Source organism: Myxococcus sp. CA023, assembly GCF_010998615.1.
GTDB lineage: Bacteria > Myxococcota > Myxococcia > Myxococcales > Myxococcaceae > Myxococcus.
In genome coordinates this window covers 49570-66605 of the sequence record NZ_JAAEAH010000040.1, presented here as the reverse complement: position 1 = coordinate 66605, position 17036 = coordinate 49570, and the positions used below count along the sequence as shown (strand labels likewise).

Annotated in this window: 12 protein-coding genes; 5 read left to right on the top strand and 7 right to left on the bottom strand. The window is 68.4% G+C overall.

What is annotated here, in order from left to right:
• Positions 1-50: 50 nt before the first annotated feature.
• Entirely contained in the window at positions 51-656 is a 606-nt protein-coding gene (locus F8M74_RS18895) for a DUF4136 domain-containing protein (RefSeq protein ID WP_141254170.1), read from the bottom strand.
• 245 nt (positions 657-901) lie between these two features.
• Between F8M74_RS18895 and F8M74_RS18890 the strand changes: the two genes are divergently transcribed.
• From F8M74_RS18890 to F8M74_RS18880, 3 genes are all read left to right on the top strand, one after another.
• Positions 902-3046, top strand: a complete 2145-nt coding sequence (locus tag F8M74_RS18890) for a M13 family metallopeptidase (RefSeq protein WP_141254168.1) — start codon at positions 902-904, stop codon at positions 3044-3046.
• Positions 3047-3167: 121 nt separating this feature from the next.
• A complete protein-coding gene (locus F8M74_RS18885; RefSeq protein ID WP_141254167.1) occupies positions 3168-3743 on the top strand; it encodes a GNAT family N-acetyltransferase in 576 nt (191 codons plus the stop codon).
• 164 nt (positions 3744-3907) lie between these two features.
• Entirely contained in the window at positions 3908-8986 is a 5079-nt protein-coding gene (locus tag F8M74_RS18880) for a tetratricopeptide repeat protein (RefSeq protein ID WP_141254165.1), read from the top strand.
• A gap of 25 nt (positions 8987-9011) precedes the next feature.
• On the opposite strand, the gene F8M74_RS18875 is transcribed toward F8M74_RS18880, so the two are convergent.
• From F8M74_RS18875 to F8M74_RS18865, 3 genes are all read right to left on the bottom strand, one after another.
• Positions 9012-9752 (bottom strand): molybdopterin-binding protein, encoded by a 741-nt coding sequence (locus F8M74_RS18875; RefSeq protein WP_141254164.1) that lies wholly within the window; start codon positions 9750-9752, stop codon positions 9012-9014.
• A 117-nt stretch (positions 9753-9869) separates the two neighbouring features.
• Positions 9870-10778 (bottom strand): hypothetical protein, encoded by a 909-nt coding sequence (locus F8M74_RS18870; RefSeq protein ID WP_228559121.1) that lies wholly within the window; start codon positions 10776-10778, stop codon positions 9870-9872.
• Between the two features lie 96 nt (positions 10779-10874).
• On the bottom strand, positions 10875-12488 hold the full coding sequence (locus tag F8M74_RS18865) for a M28 family metallopeptidase (RefSeq protein ID WP_141254162.1): 1614 nt from the start codon (positions 12486-12488) through the stop codon (positions 10875-10877).
• On the opposite strand from F8M74_RS18865, the gene F8M74_RS18860 reads away from it, so the two are divergent.
• Positions 12487-12726, top strand: a complete 240-nt coding sequence (locus tag F8M74_RS18860) for a hypothetical protein (RefSeq protein ID WP_141254160.1) — start codon at positions 12487-12489, stop codon at positions 12724-12726. The genes F8M74_RS18865 and F8M74_RS18860 overlap by 2 nt on opposite strands.
• Before the next feature lie 172 nt (positions 12727-12898).
• Positions 12899-13315, top strand: a complete 417-nt coding sequence (locus tag F8M74_RS18855; protein ID WP_141254158.1) for a hypothetical protein — start codon at positions 12899-12901, stop codon at positions 13313-13315.
• Positions 13316-13357: 42 nt separating this feature from the next.
• On the opposite strand, the gene F8M74_RS18850 is transcribed toward F8M74_RS18855, so the two are convergent.
• From F8M74_RS18850 to F8M74_RS37895, 3 genes are read right to left on the bottom strand one after another with little or no spacing between them, the layout of a single operon-like run.
• Positions 13358-14860: a multicopper oxidase family protein gene (locus tag F8M74_RS18850; protein WP_141254157.1), complete on the bottom strand. Its 1503-nt coding sequence runs from the start codon at positions 14858-14860 to the stop codon at positions 13358-13360.
• Positions 14841-16337 (bottom strand): TolC family protein, encoded by a 1497-nt coding sequence (locus tag F8M74_RS18845; RefSeq protein WP_141254155.1) that lies wholly within the window; start codon positions 16335-16337, stop codon positions 14841-14843. Before F8M74_RS18845 ends, F8M74_RS18850 begins: the two co-directional genes overlap by 20 nt.
• Positions 16334-16555, bottom strand: coding sequence for a heavy metal-binding domain-containing protein (locus F8M74_RS37895; RefSeq protein WP_228565827.1), 222 nt, complete (start codon positions 16553-16555; stop codon positions 16334-16336). Before F8M74_RS37895 ends, F8M74_RS18845 begins: the two co-directional genes overlap by 4 nt.
• Positions 16556-17036: the final 481 nt, after the last annotated feature.

The following is a 17036-nucleotide window of genomic DNA, read 5'->3' as shown; positions in this document are numbered from 1 at the left end:
GACATGGGGGCTCGCAACCGAAAACGCGCGGGAGTGGCTGCCTGGCCGGCTCAGGACGCTTCCGGGCGAGGCGGGAAGCGCGACAGCATCTTGTGCACGGCGTCGTTGATCTTCTTCTGGAGTGCATCGGGCGACAGGTCGCGGTGGAGCTCCGCCTGGGCCGTGCCGCGCCAGACCAGCCGCTGCTCCCGGGCATCCACGCCGTCGAGGATGAGCGTACCCACGTCGTATTCGCGGACATAGGTGCGCGGGCCACCCATTCCGTACGGATAGCCGTAGGGCCCGTAGAAGGAACTCCAGGGGCTCCAGTAGGGGCCCCAGGGGTAGCCATAGAAGGAGTCCACCGTGTCGACAGACACCTTGGTGTCGATGGCGCCCTGCCACCCCACTAAAAAGTCCGGGTCCTCGCCCATGTCCACCCTCTGGTAGCCGCGGGCCTTCAGCTCCTGGTCCACCGCCATGCGCACGCGCACGTCAACGATGTCGTTGTAGACGCGGGCGTCCTTGCCCTGGGGCTGCGGCAGCCAGGCGTACCGGCGGAAGTCATCGATGCGCTCGACGGCCGTGGGGTCATAGTTGGTGTTGACGCGGATGCCCGAGCAGGCCGCCAGCGCCAGCCCCAACAGCACGGGGGTGATTCGGAACAACAGCCGCATGGGAGCCTCCTGGATGTCGGGGCGCGGACACATCGCGGCCCCGGCTCCCTGCAAACCTAGGCGTCCGTCACGCGCCCCTCGGGTACAGCCCGGCCGTTCGGCGACTGTGGCGGAGCCGGTCCGGGCGAAAGGTCCGCCCGCTCGGGATGAAACCGCCGAATCCGTTGTTCGGTCCGCGCCTTCACACGCCAGACCGTCTATATCCCCGGTCTTCGGCTCGCAGCCCCCTGTTTCAGGAGCAATCCTTGACACATCCCCATCGACGTTTCCCCGGCGCCAGGCATGTGCTGGTCTCCGCGTGCACCACTGCGCTGCTCACCTCCTGCGCGTCTTCCACCTCCGCGGAGAAAGCAGAACCGCCCGCGCCTGTCGCCACGGCGCCCGCCGAGGCGCCCGCGTCCAAGCCGAAGCCCACGTATGGGACCTTCGGCTTCGACACCGCCGGCATGGACCGCGACATCGTGCCGGGCAATGACTTCTACGGCTTCGCCAACGGCACCTGGGTGAAGCGGACGGAGATTCCGCCGGACCGCTCCAGCTACAACATGTTCACCACGCTGGCGGAGCAGGCGGACCAGCACAACCGCGAGCTCATCGAGGCGCAGCGCCAGGCCCCCGAGGGCAGCGAAGCCCGGAAGGTGGGCGACATCTTCGCCAGCTTCATGGATGAGGCGGCCATCGAGGCCAAGGGCGTGGCGCCGCTCAAGCCGGAGTTGGAGCGCATCGCCGCCATCGGGCAGCGCAAGCAACTGGCCACGGTGCTGGGCGCCACCCTCCGCGCGGACGTGGACGCGCTCAACATGGGCGACGTCACCACGGACCGGCTCTTCGGCCTCTGGGTGGCCGAGGACCTGAACGAGCCGTCGCGCTATGCCCCCTACCTGCTGCAAGGCGGCCTGTGGCTGCCCGACCGGGACTACTACCTGGCCGACAACCCACGCTTCACCGAGCTGCGCAAGCGCTACCAGGCCCACATCGCGGCCATGCTGAAGCTGGCCGGCTTCGATGACGTGGAGACCCGCGCGGGTCGCGTCTTCGCCCTGGAGCGGAAGATGGCCCAGGCGCACGTGTCGCAGGTCGACACGCGGGACATCTCCAAGGCGAACAACCCCTGGCCGCGCGCGGAGTTCGTGAAGCGCGCGCCCGGCCTCGCCTGGAAGGAGTTCTTCGACGCCGCGGGCCTGGGCACGCAGGAGCAGGTCATCGTCTGGCAGCCGAGCGCGCTGACGGCCCTGTCGAAGCTCGCCCAGAGCGAGCCCCTGCAGGCGTGGAAGGACTACCTGGCCTTCCACGCGGTGGCCCGCGCGGCCCCGTACCTGCCCAAGGCCTTCGTTGACGAGAGCTTCGCCTTCAACGGCAAGACGTTGAGCGGAACGCCCGCCCAGAAGGAGCGCTGGAAGCGTGGCGTGGACACCACCAACCTCTCCATGGGCGAGGCGGTGGGCAAGCTCTATGTCGCGAAGTACTTCCCGCCGGAGGTGAAGGCGGAAGCGGAGGCCATGGTCCGCAACATCATCACCGCGTTCGAGAAGCGCATCGACGCGCTGACGTGGATGTCGCCCGACACGCGGACCCGCGCCAAGGAGAAGGTGGGCTCGCTCCAGGCAAGCATCGGTCACCCGGAGAAGTGGCGTGACTACTCGGGGCTCGACATCGTGGCCGGTGACGCCTACGGCAACGCCGAGCGCGCCATCCGCTTCGAGTACCAGCGCAACATCGCCAAGCTGGGCCAGCCCGTGGACCGGAAGGAGTGGTACATGGTCCCGCAGTTGGTGAACGCGCTGAACTCACCGCAGCAGAACTCCATCATCTTCCCGGCCGCCATCCTGCAGCCGCCCTTCTTCGACGCGAACGCGGACCCGGCCGTCAACTACGGCGGCATCGGCGCGGTCATCGGCCACGAAATCGTCCACAGCTTCGACGACGTGGGCGCCAAGTTCGACGCGCGCGGCAAGCTGGAGAACTGGTGGACGAAGGAGGACGAAGCGAAGTTCCAGGCCGCGGGGAAGGCCCTGGCGGCCCAGTACAACGCCTACCGCCCGCTGCCGGACCTGTCTGTGAATGGCGAACTGACGCTGGGTGAAAACATCGCGGACATGGCGGGGGTGGCGGTGGCCTATGACGCCTACCAGCTCTCCCTGGGCGGCAAGCCCGCGCCTGTCATCGACGGCTACACCGGTGACCAGCGCTTCTTCCTCGGCTTCGGTCAGGTGTGGCGCGCCAACTACCGCGAGCCGTACCTGCGCCGCATCATCATGACGGACGGCCACGCGCCGGGCCCGTACCGCACCGCCACCGTGCGCAACCTCGATGCCTGGTATGGCGCGTTCGATGTCAAGCCCGGGCAGACGCTGTTCCTGACTCCCGAGCAGCGCGTCCGCATCTGGTAGACGTCATTTGACGGCTTCTCCTGGGTTGAAGGACTGTCATTCCCTCACCCAGGAGGAGCCGAATGATGCGGTCGTTCCCGCCAGGCGGTCTCATTCGCGGCCGACTGGCGGTTCGAATTCAATGCCAAACATAAAGGCGCTTGAAATGTCTCACCTGGCGAGCAATGGCCCCATGATCGAAACACAGCGTCTCATCCTCCGGCCTCCCCTGGCCGAGGACCTGGATGGCTTCGCGGCGCTGTCGGCCGACCCGGAGTCGGCGCGTTTCATCGGAGGGGTGCAGCCGCGCGCGATGGCGTGGCGCAACCTGTGTGTGCTGGCGGGCTCGTGGTCGATCCAGGGCTTCGCGATGTTCTCCGTGCTGGAGAAGTCCACGGGCGCGTGGGTGGGGCGAGTGGGCCCGTGGAAGCCGGAGGGCTGGCCGGGAACGGAGATTGGCTGGGGCCTGCTCCGCGAGTACTGGGGCCGGGGCTACGCCACGGAGGCGACAGCGGCGACCATGGACTGGGCCTTCGACCACCTCGGCTGGACCGACGTCATCCACTGCATCGTGCCGGAGAACACCCCGTCCCAGCAGGTCGCGCTCCGGCTGGGGTCGCGCGTGCTGGGACAGGCACACATGCCACCGCCGTACGACACGATCCGCGTCGACCGCTGGGGGCAGAACCGCGACGAGTGGCGCGCTCGGCGGAAGTAGGCGCCGCGTTGCTCCAAGGCAGGGTCCGCCTGCCCGCCCCCTGGGGTGGCTGGCACCCAAATCGCCAGGAAAGACGGGAAGTTGAGGGACCGGCTAAGCGCATGTTACGACCGGCGACGGCCAGTCCCTCCTCCCCCGCATTGGCCATTCGGAGCCGGCTTTCCATGAGCGAGCGCAACGACGTCCCGAGGACCACTGTTCCCGTGGCCCCCCTGCCTGTGTCTGGCGCGCCCGCGAGCCCGAACGCTCCGGTCACGGAGACGCAGGCCCAGGCCGCGACCACCGCCCCCTCGGCTGCCGCGAACACCCGCGCCGAGGATGAAGCGCGCGAGCGCATCGCATCCCTGGAGCGCGAGGCCAAGGCCCTCAGCACCGCGGAGCCCCACGCGGCGGCGCTGCTCTTCCACGAGGTGGGCCTGCTCTGGGAGGAGCCGCTCAAGAATCCGCGCAACGCCGCGGTGGCGTTCCAGAACGCGTACAAGCTGGCGCCGCGCTACCTCGTCAACATCCGCGCCGCCCGCCGGCTCTTCGCGGACGTGGGCAACTGGCAGATGGTGCTCCAGTTGATGGATGCGGAGCTGGCGGCCACCGACGACGCGCGCCATCAGGCCGCGCTGCTCTTCGAGAAGGGCATCATCCTCCAGGAGCGCCTGTCGCGGGACGAGGAGTCCGCCGCGAGCCTGAAGCAGTGCCTGGAGCGCCGGCCCACGGACGTCGTGGTCCTCACCCAGCTCGAGTCCGTCTACGCCGCGCGCAACGACGCGCTTGCGCTGGTGGAGGTATACCGGCTGATCGCCGCCGCCGTGCAGCAGCCTTCGCTGCGCGCGCACTACCTCACCGCCGCGGGCCTGCTGCTGGAAGAGCGGCTGAAGCAGAAGGAAGGCGCCGCGGCCCTGTTCCGCGAAGCCTTCGCGCTGGACCGGTCGGACCTCCAGCTCCTGGCGGCCATGAAGCGGCTGGCCGAGCGCGAGGGCCGCGTGGATGAGCTGCTCGCCGCGCTGGGTGCGGAGGCGGCCGCGCTGGGCGCGCAGGCGGCGCCCGCGTACCTGCAGATTGCCAAGGTCTACGAGCGCAACGACCGCAAGGACGACGCGCTGGCCGCGCTGCTCGCCGCGCGGCAGGTGTCCCCCAACGAACCGCTGGTGCTGAGCGAGTTGGCCGGCATCTACGAGACGCAAGGCCGCTTCGAGGAGCTGTCGGACGTGCTGCTGGCGCGCGTGGGCTCGCTCAACGACGAGAGCGAGCTGGTGGCCACCAACCTCCGGCTGGCGGCGCTGTACGAGGAGGTCCTCAAGCGCGAGTCGGACGCGGCGGCGCGGTATCAGGCCATTGTCGCCCGCATTCCCGGCCACGCGGCAGCGCTGGCGGGCCTGGGCAAGCTGTACTACCGCATGCAGGACTGGGAGCGGCTGGTCTCCGTCTTCGACGCGGAGGTCGCCGCCGCCGAGGACGCGAAGCAGAAGGCCGCGCGCATGTACAAGGCGGCCGAAATCCTGGAGGAGCGGCTGGGGCGGCAGGAGGACGCCATCTCCCGCTACAACGCCTGCCTCCAGCTGCAGCCGGGCTACCTCCCCGCGCAGAAGGCCCTCACGCGCCTCTACGAGCGCCAGGGCCGCTTCGCGGAGCTGGTGGCGATGTATGAGCAGGACCTGCTCCAGACGAGCGACCGGGATCAGCTCATCACCACGTTGAACAAGATGGCGGTGGTGTACGAAGACCGCCTGGGCGACCTGGACCACGCCATCGAGTGCATGAAGCGCATCCTCGACCTTGCGTCGGACCACCTGCCCACCATCCGCAACCTCGCGCGGCTCTACGAGCGGGCCAGCCGCTTCCGCGAGCTGCTGGAGACGCACGACCTAGAGGCGTCGCTCGCGGGTGACACCAAGCAGGTGCTGTCGCTGCTACACCGCAACGCGGAGATTCTCGACGAGAACCTCAAGGACCGCGCGGGCGCCATCTCCGCCTATGAGCGCGTGCTGGCGCTGTCCCCGTCATACCTCCCCGCGCTCAAGGCGCTGGGCCGGCTGTACGCGCAGGATGGCCGGTGGGAGAAGCTGGTGGACATGTACCGGGCGGAGTCGGAGAGCTCCGCCTCCACCGAGCAGGCCGCCGCGCTCATCTACAAGATTGGCGAGTTGTACGAGCAGCGGCTGAACCAGGACAACGAGGCCATCGCTTCGTACAACGAGGCGCTGATGCTGGCGCCCAGCTACTTCCCGGCGCTGCGCGCGCTGGCCCGCATCTACCGCGCGCAGGCCGCATGGGAGAGCCTGGTGGAGGTGCTGCGCGCCGAAGCCGCCAACCGCACCGACCCGCTGGAGCGCGCCAACGCCCTCTACCAGGCGGCGGCCATCTGGGAGGAGCAGCTGCTTCGGCCCGAGCTGGCCATCGACACGTATCAAGAGGTGCTGCGCCTGACGCCGGCCCATGCCGCCACGCTTCGCGCGCTGGAGCGGCTGTACCTGGCGCAGGACAACGTGAAGGAGCTGGTCGGCATCCTGGACCGCGAGACGCAGGTGGGCAGCACGTCCGCGGCGAAGGTGACGGCGTACCTGAAGCTGGCGCGGCTGTACCTGGACCGCTTCCAGGAGCCCTCCCGCGCGGCCCAGTGCTGCGAGGCCGTGCTGGCGCTGGACGCCGGCAACCTCACCGCCCTCACGCTGCTGGAGCGCATCCGCGCCTCGGACCGGCCGCGCCGCGCCGAGCTGCGCCAGCGCATCGCCGACCGGGTGAATGACCCGCGGCTGGCCATGGCCCTGCGGCTGTCCGCCGCGGTGGACCTGGACAAGAGCCCCGCCGAGGGCACGCTGGAGGCCTACAAGCGCGCATTCGAGGCCGACCCGGGCGATGCGCGGCTGGCCTTCGTGTTGGAGCGCGGCCTGCGGCAAGCGGGTGACGCCGCGGGGCTGGCGCGCCTGTACACCATGCGGCTGGCATCCGCGCAGGACGCCGACGAGGCCCTGGAGATGCTGCTGCGCACCGCCGAGCTGGCGGACACGCGCTTCAACGACTTGGAGAGGGCGGCGGCGCTGTACCGGCAGGCCCTGGAGCTCCAGTCGCAGTGCCTGCCCGCGATGCAGGGAGCTCGCCGTGTGGCCTTGAAGCGGGGCGACTTCGCGGGAGCCCGCGCCGCCCTGGAGGCCGAGGCCCGGGTGTCGCGCGATCCGCGTGGCGCCATCGAGGCGTTCATCGGCGCGGCGAAGCTGGCCGTGGGCCGGCTGAATGACGCGGACGGCGCCACGGCGCTGTACCGGCAGGCGCTGGAGAAGGATCCGCTGCACGCGGGCGCCCAGGCGGGCCTGGAGGAGCTGCTGGCGCAGCGTGGAGGCTCCGCGGACCTGGCGGCCCTGCAGGAGCGGCGCGCCGAAGCGAAGCTTGCGCAACGGGACGGACTGGCTGCGGCCACGGCGTTCGTCAGCGCGGCGCGGCTGCACCACACCGCGCTGAATGACCGCGCGCGGGCGCTGGCCCTGCTGGAGAAGGCACTGTCCGCGCAGCCGGGGCACCCGGAGGCTCTGGAGCTGCGTGGCGCGCTGTTGCTGGAGGCGCAGCAGTACCCCGAGGCCGCGGCCATGCTGAGCCAGCGCGTGCAACTGGGTGGCGACCCACGCGTCCTGGCGCAGTTCCACATGACGCTGGGGAACCTGTACGCGTCGCACCTCAATGATCCGAGCCGGGCCGCGGCGCACTACCAGACGGTGCTGGCCACCCTGCCCCGTCACCTGGAGGCGCTGGAGCGCCTGGCCGGGCTTCACACGCAGGCGCGCAACTGGGCGGGCGCGGTGGACTGCCTCCACAAGCTGCTCCAGCAGGAGCTGCCGCCGGAGCCGCGGGCCCGCTTCACGCTGGAGCTGGCGCGCACGTATGACGAAGGGCTGGGGGATGCGGGCGCGGCCACCCCGCTCTACCGCCGCGCGCTGGAGCTGTCCCCGGGCAACCCCGCCCTCGTGGACCGGTTGGTGGTCCTCTACGAGCGCGCTCGGAACCTGCCGGAGCTGGCGCAGTTGCTGGAGGCCCAGGCCGCGGGCCAGCTGGCCGTGGAGCCCAAGCGCGCCGCGACGCTGCGGATGCGGGCCGCGGACCTGTACGCGGGTCCGCTGTCCGAGCCTGCTCGCGCCACCGCGCTGTACCGGCAGGTGGTGGATGGTGACGGCACGAACCTCCAGGCCCGCGCGGTGCTCGCGGAGCTGTACGCGCGGGACTCGTCATCGGTGCCGATGGCCATCGAGGAGCACCGGCAGATTCTCCGGCAGGACCCGACGCGGGTGGACAGCCTGCACGCGCTGTTCAAGCTCTGGGAGGGCCTGAAGCAGCTCGACAAGGCGTTCTGCGCGGCGGCGGCGCTGCACTTCCTGCGCTCCGCCAACGAGGTGGAGCTGGCCTTCTACATGGAGGCCCGCACGCGGCTGGCGCAGGAGGCGCGCGAGGCGCTGACGCAGACGGATGTGGACTCGGTGCTGATGCACCCGGGGGCCCGGGGCCCGCTGCTCGAGGTGCTGCGCGCGATGGGCGAGCACCTGGAGAAGGTGTACCCGCCCAACTTCGAAATCGTGGGCGTCAACCCGAAGGCGGACCGGCTCAAGCCGGACTCGGCCGTGTACAAGGCCATCCGCGCCGTGGCGCAGGTGTTCGGCGTGGAGAGCTTCGAGGCCTACCAAGCGCGACGCGGGCTGACGGTGCTGGAGACCACGGAGCCCATGTCGGTGTGCATTGGCCAGGACGTGGTGCGGCGCTTCAACGCGCGCGAGCAGAAGTTCCTCCTGGGCCGCGCGGCGCTGGGGCTGCTCAACAAGACCGCGGTGCTGGAGAAGCTGTCACAGGGCGAAACGGCGGACCTCTTCGGCAGCGCCGTCCGCTTGCACGCGCCGCAGTTCAGCGCGCTGGGCCGGCGTAACGACGAGTCGGTGAAGCAGCTCAAGCGGGCCTTCCCGCGCAAGGCGCTCAAGGCGCTGGAGATTCCGGCGATGTCGCTGGGCGACGCACAGAAGGTGGACCTGGCGCCCTGGCTGGAGGCCATCGACTACTCGGCGGACCGCGCGGGCCTGCTGATGTGCGGCGATGTGGCGGTGGGCCTGGGCATGGTGCTGCGCGAGGACCCGAACTTCGCGGGTGCCCGGCTGGATACGCCCGAGCCCATGATCCAGGCCGTGCGCGAAGGTGAGCGCCTGCGCACGATTCTGGCGTGGGCCTTCACGGACGACTTCTTCCGGCTGCGCCAGCGGCTGGGACTGGGGCTGTAGGCGCTTTCGGAACGCGGCGGGAGCCCTACTCCCGCCGCACCACCGCGCCTTCCGGCAGGCCCGTGAGGATGCGCGTCAGCGCGTCATCCACGGGCCCGCGCTGGGCGGACTCCACCGTCACCTTCACCCGGTAGTCCTTGTCCGGGTCGAACTCCGGGTAGGAGCCGATGGCCACGTGCGGCATGTCGAGCGCCACCCGGTCCAGCACGGCGGCGATGTCGCTTTCGCCCAGCCGGAGGTAGAGGCAGCTCACGGCCACGGGCGACCCGCTCAGCCGCGCGAGCACCGTCTCCAACTGCATCCGGAACAACTGCGGCACACCGGGCAGCAGGAAGATGTCATCCACCGTGAGCACGGGGAACCACATGTCGGCCTGGGGAAGCAGCACGGCGCCCTCCGGGGCATCGGCGAGCCGCAGTCCTTCCGCCGTCACCTGCCGCTCCTCGGTGGCACGGGACATGATGAGGTCCAGCATCTCCTGCAGCCGAACTACCTTCCGTCCCATGGCCAGGGCCACCGCGCGCACGGTGACGTCGTCATGGGTGGGGCCGATGCCGCCGCTGGTGAAGACGTACCGCGCCTTGCGCCGGGCCCGGGCCACTGCGTCCACGATGGCGTCCACGTCGTCGAGGACCGTCTCCACCGAGTGCAGCGGGATGCCCACCTCGCGCAGGCGTTTGATGAGATGCGGCCCGTTCAGGTCGTGGACCTTCGCCGTCAAGACCTCGTTGCCGATGATGACTGCCGCTGCGCCGGTCCGCTCCATAAGAGGCGGGATTCTAGTCGAATCCGACCGGGGATGGTGATGCGTCAATACGCGCGCCATGCCGTAGCTTGCGGGGCCGAGCTCCGATAGCAGAGCCTCCACCGCGTGCGGCGGCACTCACTGGACGCGCTTGAGGTACGCGTCCGGTGCGCAAGGCCGCAGCCGCCTGAGCGCAGCCTCGGCGCCCTGCCTTGACGGCAGGAAGCTGGCCACCACCCACTTGTCCCGGGTGAGCCGCGCGAAGTCGTTGGTGTCCACCATGAGCAGCGTCGAGCCCTTGCAGTCCGCTTCCAGTTGCGCCTCGGCCGCGCGGGCCGCCGGCACCGAGTCCTCCGTACGGAGGATGACGGCCCAGGCTTCGGCGGGCCGCTCCACCACCTTCTTCCGTCCCGCGTCCCAGCGCAGCTCGGAGAGGGCCCAGCTGTCCGCCGACTCTCCCACGCCGATGTCGAGTGTGCGTGAGAAGAGGAGCCGGCCGTCCTGGACCTCCACGCTGGAGTATGTGGGGCCCTGCCCCTCGGTCCCTTCCCAGGCCCGGGTCACGCCCTTCGCGTCCGCGAGGAACAGGGCATGCTGGCGGTGCACATGTTCGTAGCCGGCCGCGTGGGTGATGAGAAGCGCCGTCGGCCCTCCCTGGAGGTCCACGGCCCGGAGTTGGAGGGCCCAGGATGTCGACTCATCGCCACCGGTCCAACTCCATCCAGGCGCCGTGGCCTTCGCCACGTCGCACGTGAGCGCATCATACGGCTCGGACAGTGTCGCCGTGCGCTTCGCGTCGCCGCGGCGAACGCGCAGCGCACGCTGGCCCCTCTTGCACGGCATCGCCACGGCCTCGATGCGCGGGTCGCTTTCCGCTGCCCCCAGCACCTGCTCCTGGGCATTTTCCGGCGCGGCTCCGCTGAGCAGCACGACGGCGGCGAGAACGAGGATGGGGCCCGAACGTCGGCGCATGGGCATGGGAACCTGGGGCATGGACATGGCCATCTGGGCCTCCGCGAGAAGCGCTTCGCGGAACTCTGCACTCACTCCGCGCCTCGCAAAAGGGGGCAAGGTTTGGAGACAGGCCACATCACCGCCAAGGACTTCGACCAACTATCAACGTGGGGTGAACCGCACCCGCGCTCACGGTATTCGCTGGTGAGCCTCCTCCACCGGCGTTGAAGCGAACCTCCGGAAGAAGCTGTTGTCGTTCCAACGCGGGCGCGCGGGGGTGTTGGCCACGGTGAGGGTGAGGTCCGAAAGCAGCCGAACGAACTTCGCCGCCGCCTCCCGGTCCATCGGCTGGCGCAGGTCATCGGAGGGCGCGTGGTAGTGCCGGGTGTGCCAGGCATTCATCGTGCGCTCCTCGGGAGAGCCCGGCGCATGGCCGAACTTGAAGAACAGGGCGGGCACGCCCTTCCGGATGAAGGCGTACTGGTCGCTGCGGATGAACAACATGCGGTTGGGCTCGGGGTCCGGGACCAGCGTCACCCCATGGGCCGTTGCCACCTGCTGAAGCGGCGCCTTCAGGGAGGACTCCTCCTGCCCCAGGGCCAAGAGGTGGCGGAGTGGGAACAGCGGAAGGAACATGTCCAGGTTGAAGTTGGCGACGATGGAGGACAAGGGCACCGTCGGCTTCGCGGCGAAGTAGCGAGCCCCCAAGAGCCCCTTTTCCTCTCCCGTCACCAGCAGGAAGAGCACGGAGCGCTTCGGCTTCAGTGCCTGAAGGGTGCGTGCCACCTCCAGCACCGCGGCCACTCCCGTCGCATTGTCCATGGCGCCGTTGTAGATGGCGTCGCCCTTCACCGGCCCCCCGACGCCGATGTGGTCCAGGTGGGCGGTGAGCACGACGTATTCCTTCGCCAACGTGGCATCACTGCCGGGCAGCACGCCCACGACGTTGGCGGACTTCACCGGAGATTCCTTCCACTCGGCCCGCGCCTCGAGCCGGGTGGGCAGTTCGAAGCGTGGCAGCGGCCGGTTCGCATCCGCCATCGCCAGCACCTCCTTGAAGGAGTGCTGCGCGCCAGCGAACAGCTTCTCAGCGTGGCGGGAGTTGAAGACGACACTCACCTTCAGGCCCTGATTCTCGACCAGTGACGGGTCGGCGAAGGTCATGGCCGGCTCGAACCGCGTCGTGGCGATGCGCGCCCAGGGCAGCTCCTCGCTCTTCGGAGTCTGCAACACCACGACCCCCACCACGCCTGCCTTCCGGAGCACCTTGACCCGCTCCTCGAGCGAGCTGTAGTGGGCCCGGAGCGCACCGGGGATGTGGTCGGGCCCTCCGTAGAGGATGACGCCCACCTTCCCTTGGAGGTCCAGCCCCGCGAAGTCGTCATGTCCCGCCTCGGGAATCGAAAGGCCATGCCCCACGAACACCAACGGGGCATCCACCTGCCCCGATTCCCCCAGGTATGAGGCGATGATGGCATCGCGGTCGATGACCAGCGGCATGCGCCGGCCCCCCCGCACGAGGGCCAGCCGCGAGCTCGCATCCACCAGTCGCCGCGAGACCAGCTCCACCTCCTGAGCATAGCCATCCCCCGCGCCCGGCTTGATTCCCATCGCCGAGAGCTGCTCCACCACGTAGCTCGCGGCCTTCCGATAGCCCTCGCTGCCCGTCTCCCGCCCCTCCATCGCGTCATCCGCGAGCACGCGAACGTGACCCCACCAGCGCTCCGCTTCTGGAGATGCGGCGGCGGAAGCCATCGCGGGCAGGAGGACGAGCAGTACGAACGGCAACGGGCAGCGGAACATGGGAGCACTCCATGACAATGGCCTGCATCATCTACGTCTGACGGACGTCGCGATTGCCTCGGCCCGGAAACATCATCGGCAGGCGCGCTCCGAGACGACGCATCTGGTCCTCTCCCCGGTTCTCGTGGGTGGAGGCAAGCCATACTTCCCGCAGCTCGATCACCTCGTCCCGCTGCGCCTGAAAGAAACCCACACATTCCAGTCTGGCGCGCTGTACCTCCGCTACCAGCAGGCCTGAGCAAGCCCCGTTCGATGTCGCTCAAGCGGGACGGCCACGGTTGAGCGCGGAACCACGCCAGTTGACAGGATGCTGTCTCGACATGGGTGCGGCCAGAAACAGGTTGACGCACAAAATCCCCCCGAGAATACTCGGAGTAACAATCAGGCATTTCTATTGTAAGGACTACACCATGGGACTCGCCGAGCGTCGACGCATCGCTGCCATCAAAGACTCTCACTCCGCTCGATTTCAGTCAGAACTCAACGCGGCGATTGGATTCGATTTGCCGTTTGCGATTGATATTGCGAGCTTCCCCGAGGACAAGACGATCCTTGATTGCTACGACAGCTACTACGAGTCATATGGCCCGGGCCTCGTCGTCAATGTGATGAAGGAAATCTGCAAGGATGACATGGGCCGTGAAGCCGTCAGAGCAAAGTTCAACAGGATTGTTTTCCTGAATGTCGCCAAGAGTGCCGATGACCCGGGCACGAAGAGTATTGAAATCAAAGACCAAACCCTCTTCGTGCGCGAGAGCTTCTACGGCTACTCAGACCAGCTTTATGGCGAATCTGAACTTCAGTCGGACCTCGAGGCGATTCTCTAGCGGCCCCCGGGCTCACTGGAGGTCTCCAGCGTTGGGCTCGGGTCAGGCAGGTGCGCCGGGATCGACCAGGGCCGGGGCATTCACGTCGATACCGTCCCGGCGCAGCTCGTCCGAAGAGGCCGCCACGGCCAGCGTGCCGGGCGGGTTGTCGTACCAGCCTGGGTCCGCGTAGCTCTTCAACCGTGCGCGAACCTTGAGCACGGTGAACATGCCTCCCGCCGTGATGTAATCGTGCTTGCCCTGGGCCCCCAGCATGGGAATGGAGTTGGGCGGGACGGGCATCCCCATCTCGCCCATCTCCGCCATCCCCGTCTGGCCCATCGTCATGTAGCCCGGTAGCAGCGTGCGGACCCTCGCGTCCAGCCCCCCCGGCTTCACGCCAATCATGTTGGGGAACGCATGGCCCATCTGATTCATCATGTGGTGCGTCATGTGACAGTGCATGGCCCAGTCCCCGGGCACGTCCGCCACGAACTCGATGACGCGTGTGCTGCCCACGGGGACGAGCACCGTTCCCTCCGGCTGCTGCGCGGACTCGGGGACGCGCCCGCCATCCGTCTCGGTGATACGGAAGTGGAAGCCGTGCAGGTGGATGGGGTGATGGTTCTGCGGACTCAGGTTGCCCAGCCGGATGCGCACCCGCTCGCCCTGGCGCACCACGAGCGGCTCCGTGCCCGGGAACGCTTTCGCGTTCATGGTGAGGACGTTGAAGTCCGTCATCTCATTCGGATTGGGCCGCTCCGTTCCGACATCGATGCGCCATTCATGCAGGAGGATGACGAAGTCCCTGTCGACGCGGGGCCCCACGGGTCGGCGCGGGTGGATGACGAACATGCCCGTCATCCCGAGGCCAATCTGCGTCATCTCGTCATGGTGCGAGTGGTACATGTTCGTACTCGCCTGGCGCAGGGTGAACTCGTACCGAAACGTCTCGCCCGGAGCGATGGACTTCTGGCTGAGGCCGCCCACGCCATCCATACCGCTGGGCAGCAGGAGTCCGTGCCAGTGGACGGTGGTGGCCGCGGGTAGCCGGTTCGTAACGTAGATGCGTACCCGATCCCCCTCCACCGCTTCGATGGTGGGCCCGTGGACTCGACCGTTGTAGCCCCAGCAGAAGGCTTTCAGTCCCGGGGCAAACTCATGCTCCACCTCTTCGGCCACCAGGTGGAAGACCTTCACGTTGTCCACGACCTTCCACGGCAGCTTGGAGCCATTGGGCACCACCACGGGCCGGTAGTCCCGGTCGGGCATTCCGGGGCGCAGCCAGTCCTGCCGCGCATACCGCTGGCCGGTGTCCGCCGCGGAGCCCTCGCGAGGCCCGCGGGCTCCTGGGACGGCTGACTGGGCGCGCGCCGCGGAGCCACTCAGCAGCAGCGAGCCTCCCGTGAGCGTGGCTCCCGCCGTGGCAAGCATGCTCCGCCGCGTCAGCGTTCCCTCGGCTCCAATCGCCGGAGAGTCTCCAGGGGCTCCCCTGCGCTCCAGAGCTCCAGGGGCGTCATCCTCACGGCCCGGTGCGCGCTCGGTTTCAGTCGTGCGGGTGCTCATGGGGGCTCTCCGTGCCATCGGTGACGTCCTGTCCGTGCCCTGTGGGCTTCCCGGGTTGTGCTGGCTGCGCAGGTGGGCCGGGTGGCCCAGGTGGTACGTGTTGGGAAGGCTGCAAGGGTGCCGCGCTGCCCTCCCGCAGCCGGCCACCCACGAGTTGCTCAAGGTCGGCCCGCGCCATCCAGTAGTCGCGGACGGCCTCGATGTAGCCCTGATACGCCTCCACCTGCTCGCGCCTGGCGGAGAGCAGTTGAAAGAGACCTATCTGCATGGCGTTGTACTGGAGCTGCGACTGCTCGACGACCTTCTCACGAAGGGGCAACACCACTCGCCAGTAACGGTCGGCCACCAGGCGAAGCGCCAGCAGCCGGGCGCGGGCGGCGCGCACTTCCGAGCGGGTGTTGACGGACAGCTCCATCAGCCGCCGCTCACCCTGTCGGTGCTGAGCTTCCAGCCGGGCGATAAGAGCCTGGCGCTGGTCGAAGATGGGCAACTCCAGAGACAGCGTCGGACCAAAGAGCCTGGGGCCGTCCGCGTCCCGGTGCTCGTGAACGCCCACGTCCACGCGCCCGAAGAAGCGAGTACTCCGCGCGAGTTCCAGCGCATTCCAGAGCAGCATGACCTGCTTTCGGGCAGCGTCGATGTCCAGCCGTTGACGGATGGCGAGCGACTCCAGATGCGCCAGTGAGACCTCCTGGTCAGGCAACGGCGGGAGCTTCTCGGAGAGCGTCCATTGCGTACGTGGCCCCCACAGCCCCATGAGGCGGTTGAGGTGCTCCCGGGCCTCCACCAAGGCGAGTTCACCCTCCGCCAGCTCGAGCCGGGCTCCCTCGGCGGCGGCTTGTTCACTCGCAAGCTCCAGCTCGGTGATGTTGCCCGCTGTGCGCAGCCGGGCGGAGAGGTCCGCCGCCGCCACGGCCGCCTGGAGCGCCATGCGGCGCAGCTCCATGAGCTGTTGGAGGGCCTGCACCTCGCTGAAGGCCTTGCGCACCTTGGCCGCGGTGGCCAGCGCCTCGTGCGCCACCCGTAGCGTGTCCGCCATGAACTGCTCCCGGGCGACGCGCTTGCGCAGGGGCAGCGTGAAGAGCTCCACGAAGTCCTGAACCAGCGAGACCTCGTGCTCTGACACGCCGCGCCCGGAAATGGGAAAGCCGATGCTCCCGTCCAGAGTCGGGTTGGAGAGCAGGCCAGCCTGAACCATGTCGGCCTGCGAGACGCCCAGGTCCTCGTAGGTGGCCTGGAGCGCCGGATTGTTGAGCAGGGCCACCTCCACCGAATGGTCCGAGGTGAGGTCCTCCTTCAGGAGCGCGTCGAGATGGCGAACGACCTCGGCATCCTCTGGAGTGCCCTGGTTCCAGCGCGTCTTGCGGCCCAGCCGCTCCTCGACGAGCGCCGCAACCTCCGCGTGGCCTCGCTCCTTCTGGATGGACGCGCAGCCTCCTGCTAGCAGTGCCGCGCCCACGAGCAAAGACAGCCTCACGGATGCCCTCCGTGCCCGGGGGCGTGGTCATGGTCGGCCGGTGCAGCGCCGGGTGACCCTGCGTCCCTTACCTCCGTGTCTCCAGGCTTCTCCGGAACCAGCTTCATACCGCACTTCGGGCACCTTCCTGGCTTGCTGGACTGCACGTCAGGGTGCATTGGGCACGTGTAGACAACAACGCCTCCATCCGAGGATGCACCGCGATGGGAGTGCCCCATCTCTTCTTGCGACTTGCCAAGCGCAGACACTTCCGGAGTGAAGGCCGCGAATGCGGTCAACTCGGGCGCAGGCGGGGCCTCGGGCGCATCTGGATTCGATGGGTCCATGGAGGCGGGCAACCTCTTCGGCTCGGAGACACAGGCAGCGAAGGAAACGATGCTCGCCAGCAGCCATAGGTTTCGGCACATGGGGACCTCGATTGGGGTGCCGTACCACCTGCATCCGCTCGGAGAAAGCCACTGGTGGCGCACTGCCTCTCCGGGACATTGGAACTGTCAGGAACACGCAGTTTGGGCCGAGAACACGGAGCACGATGCTCAAAAACTGAGGTTGCCTCGTCTGGAGTTGCCCCCGTCACATCAAAGCCACTCCCCTCTCCCTTTGGAGGTGGAGATGGCGGCACAGAGGCTGTCCATGAGGAAGTTGGGAGAGTTGTTCCGGCCGAGGTATGAGGCGAAGCTGACGACGCGGTCGATTGCC

What these genes read in the sequence shown, in the direction of transcription:
- F8M74_RS18895 (WP_141254170.1), bottom strand. Translation starts at nt 656, where the DNA reads ATGCGGCTGTTGTTCCGAATCACCCCCGTGCTGTTGGGGCTGGCGCTG.
- F8M74_RS18885 (WP_141254167.1), top strand. Translation starts at nt 3,168, where the DNA reads ATGCCAAACATAAAGGCGCTTGAAATGTCTCACCTGGCGAGCAATGGC.
- F8M74_RS18880 (WP_141254165.1), top strand. Translation starts at nt 3,908, where the DNA reads ATGAGCGAGCGCAACGACGTCCCGAGGACCACTGTTCCCGTGGCCCCC.
- F8M74_RS18875 (WP_141254164.1), bottom strand. Translation starts at nt 9,752, where the DNA reads ATGGAGCGGACCGGCGCAGCGGCAGTCATCATCGGCAACGAGGTCTTG.
- F8M74_RS18860 (WP_141254160.1), top strand. Translation starts at nt 12,487, where the DNA reads ATGGGAGCACTCCATGACAATGGCCTGCATCATCTACGTCTGACGGAC.
- F8M74_RS18865 (WP_141254162.1), bottom strand. Translation starts at nt 12,488, where the DNA reads ATGTTCCGCTGCCCGTTGCCGTTCGTACTGCTCGTCCTCCTGCCCGCG.
- F8M74_RS18855 (WP_141254158.1), top strand. Translation starts at nt 12,899, where the DNA reads ATGGGACTCGCCGAGCGTCGACGCATCGCTGCCATCAAAGACTCTCAC.
- F8M74_RS18850 (WP_141254157.1), bottom strand. Translation starts at nt 14,860, where the DNA reads ATGAGCACCCGCACGACTGAAACCGAGCGCGCACCGGGCCGTGAGGAT.
- F8M74_RS37895 (WP_228565827.1), bottom strand. Translation starts at nt 16,555, where the DNA reads ATGGGGCACTCCCATCGCGGTGCATCCTCGGATGGAGGCGTTGTTGTC.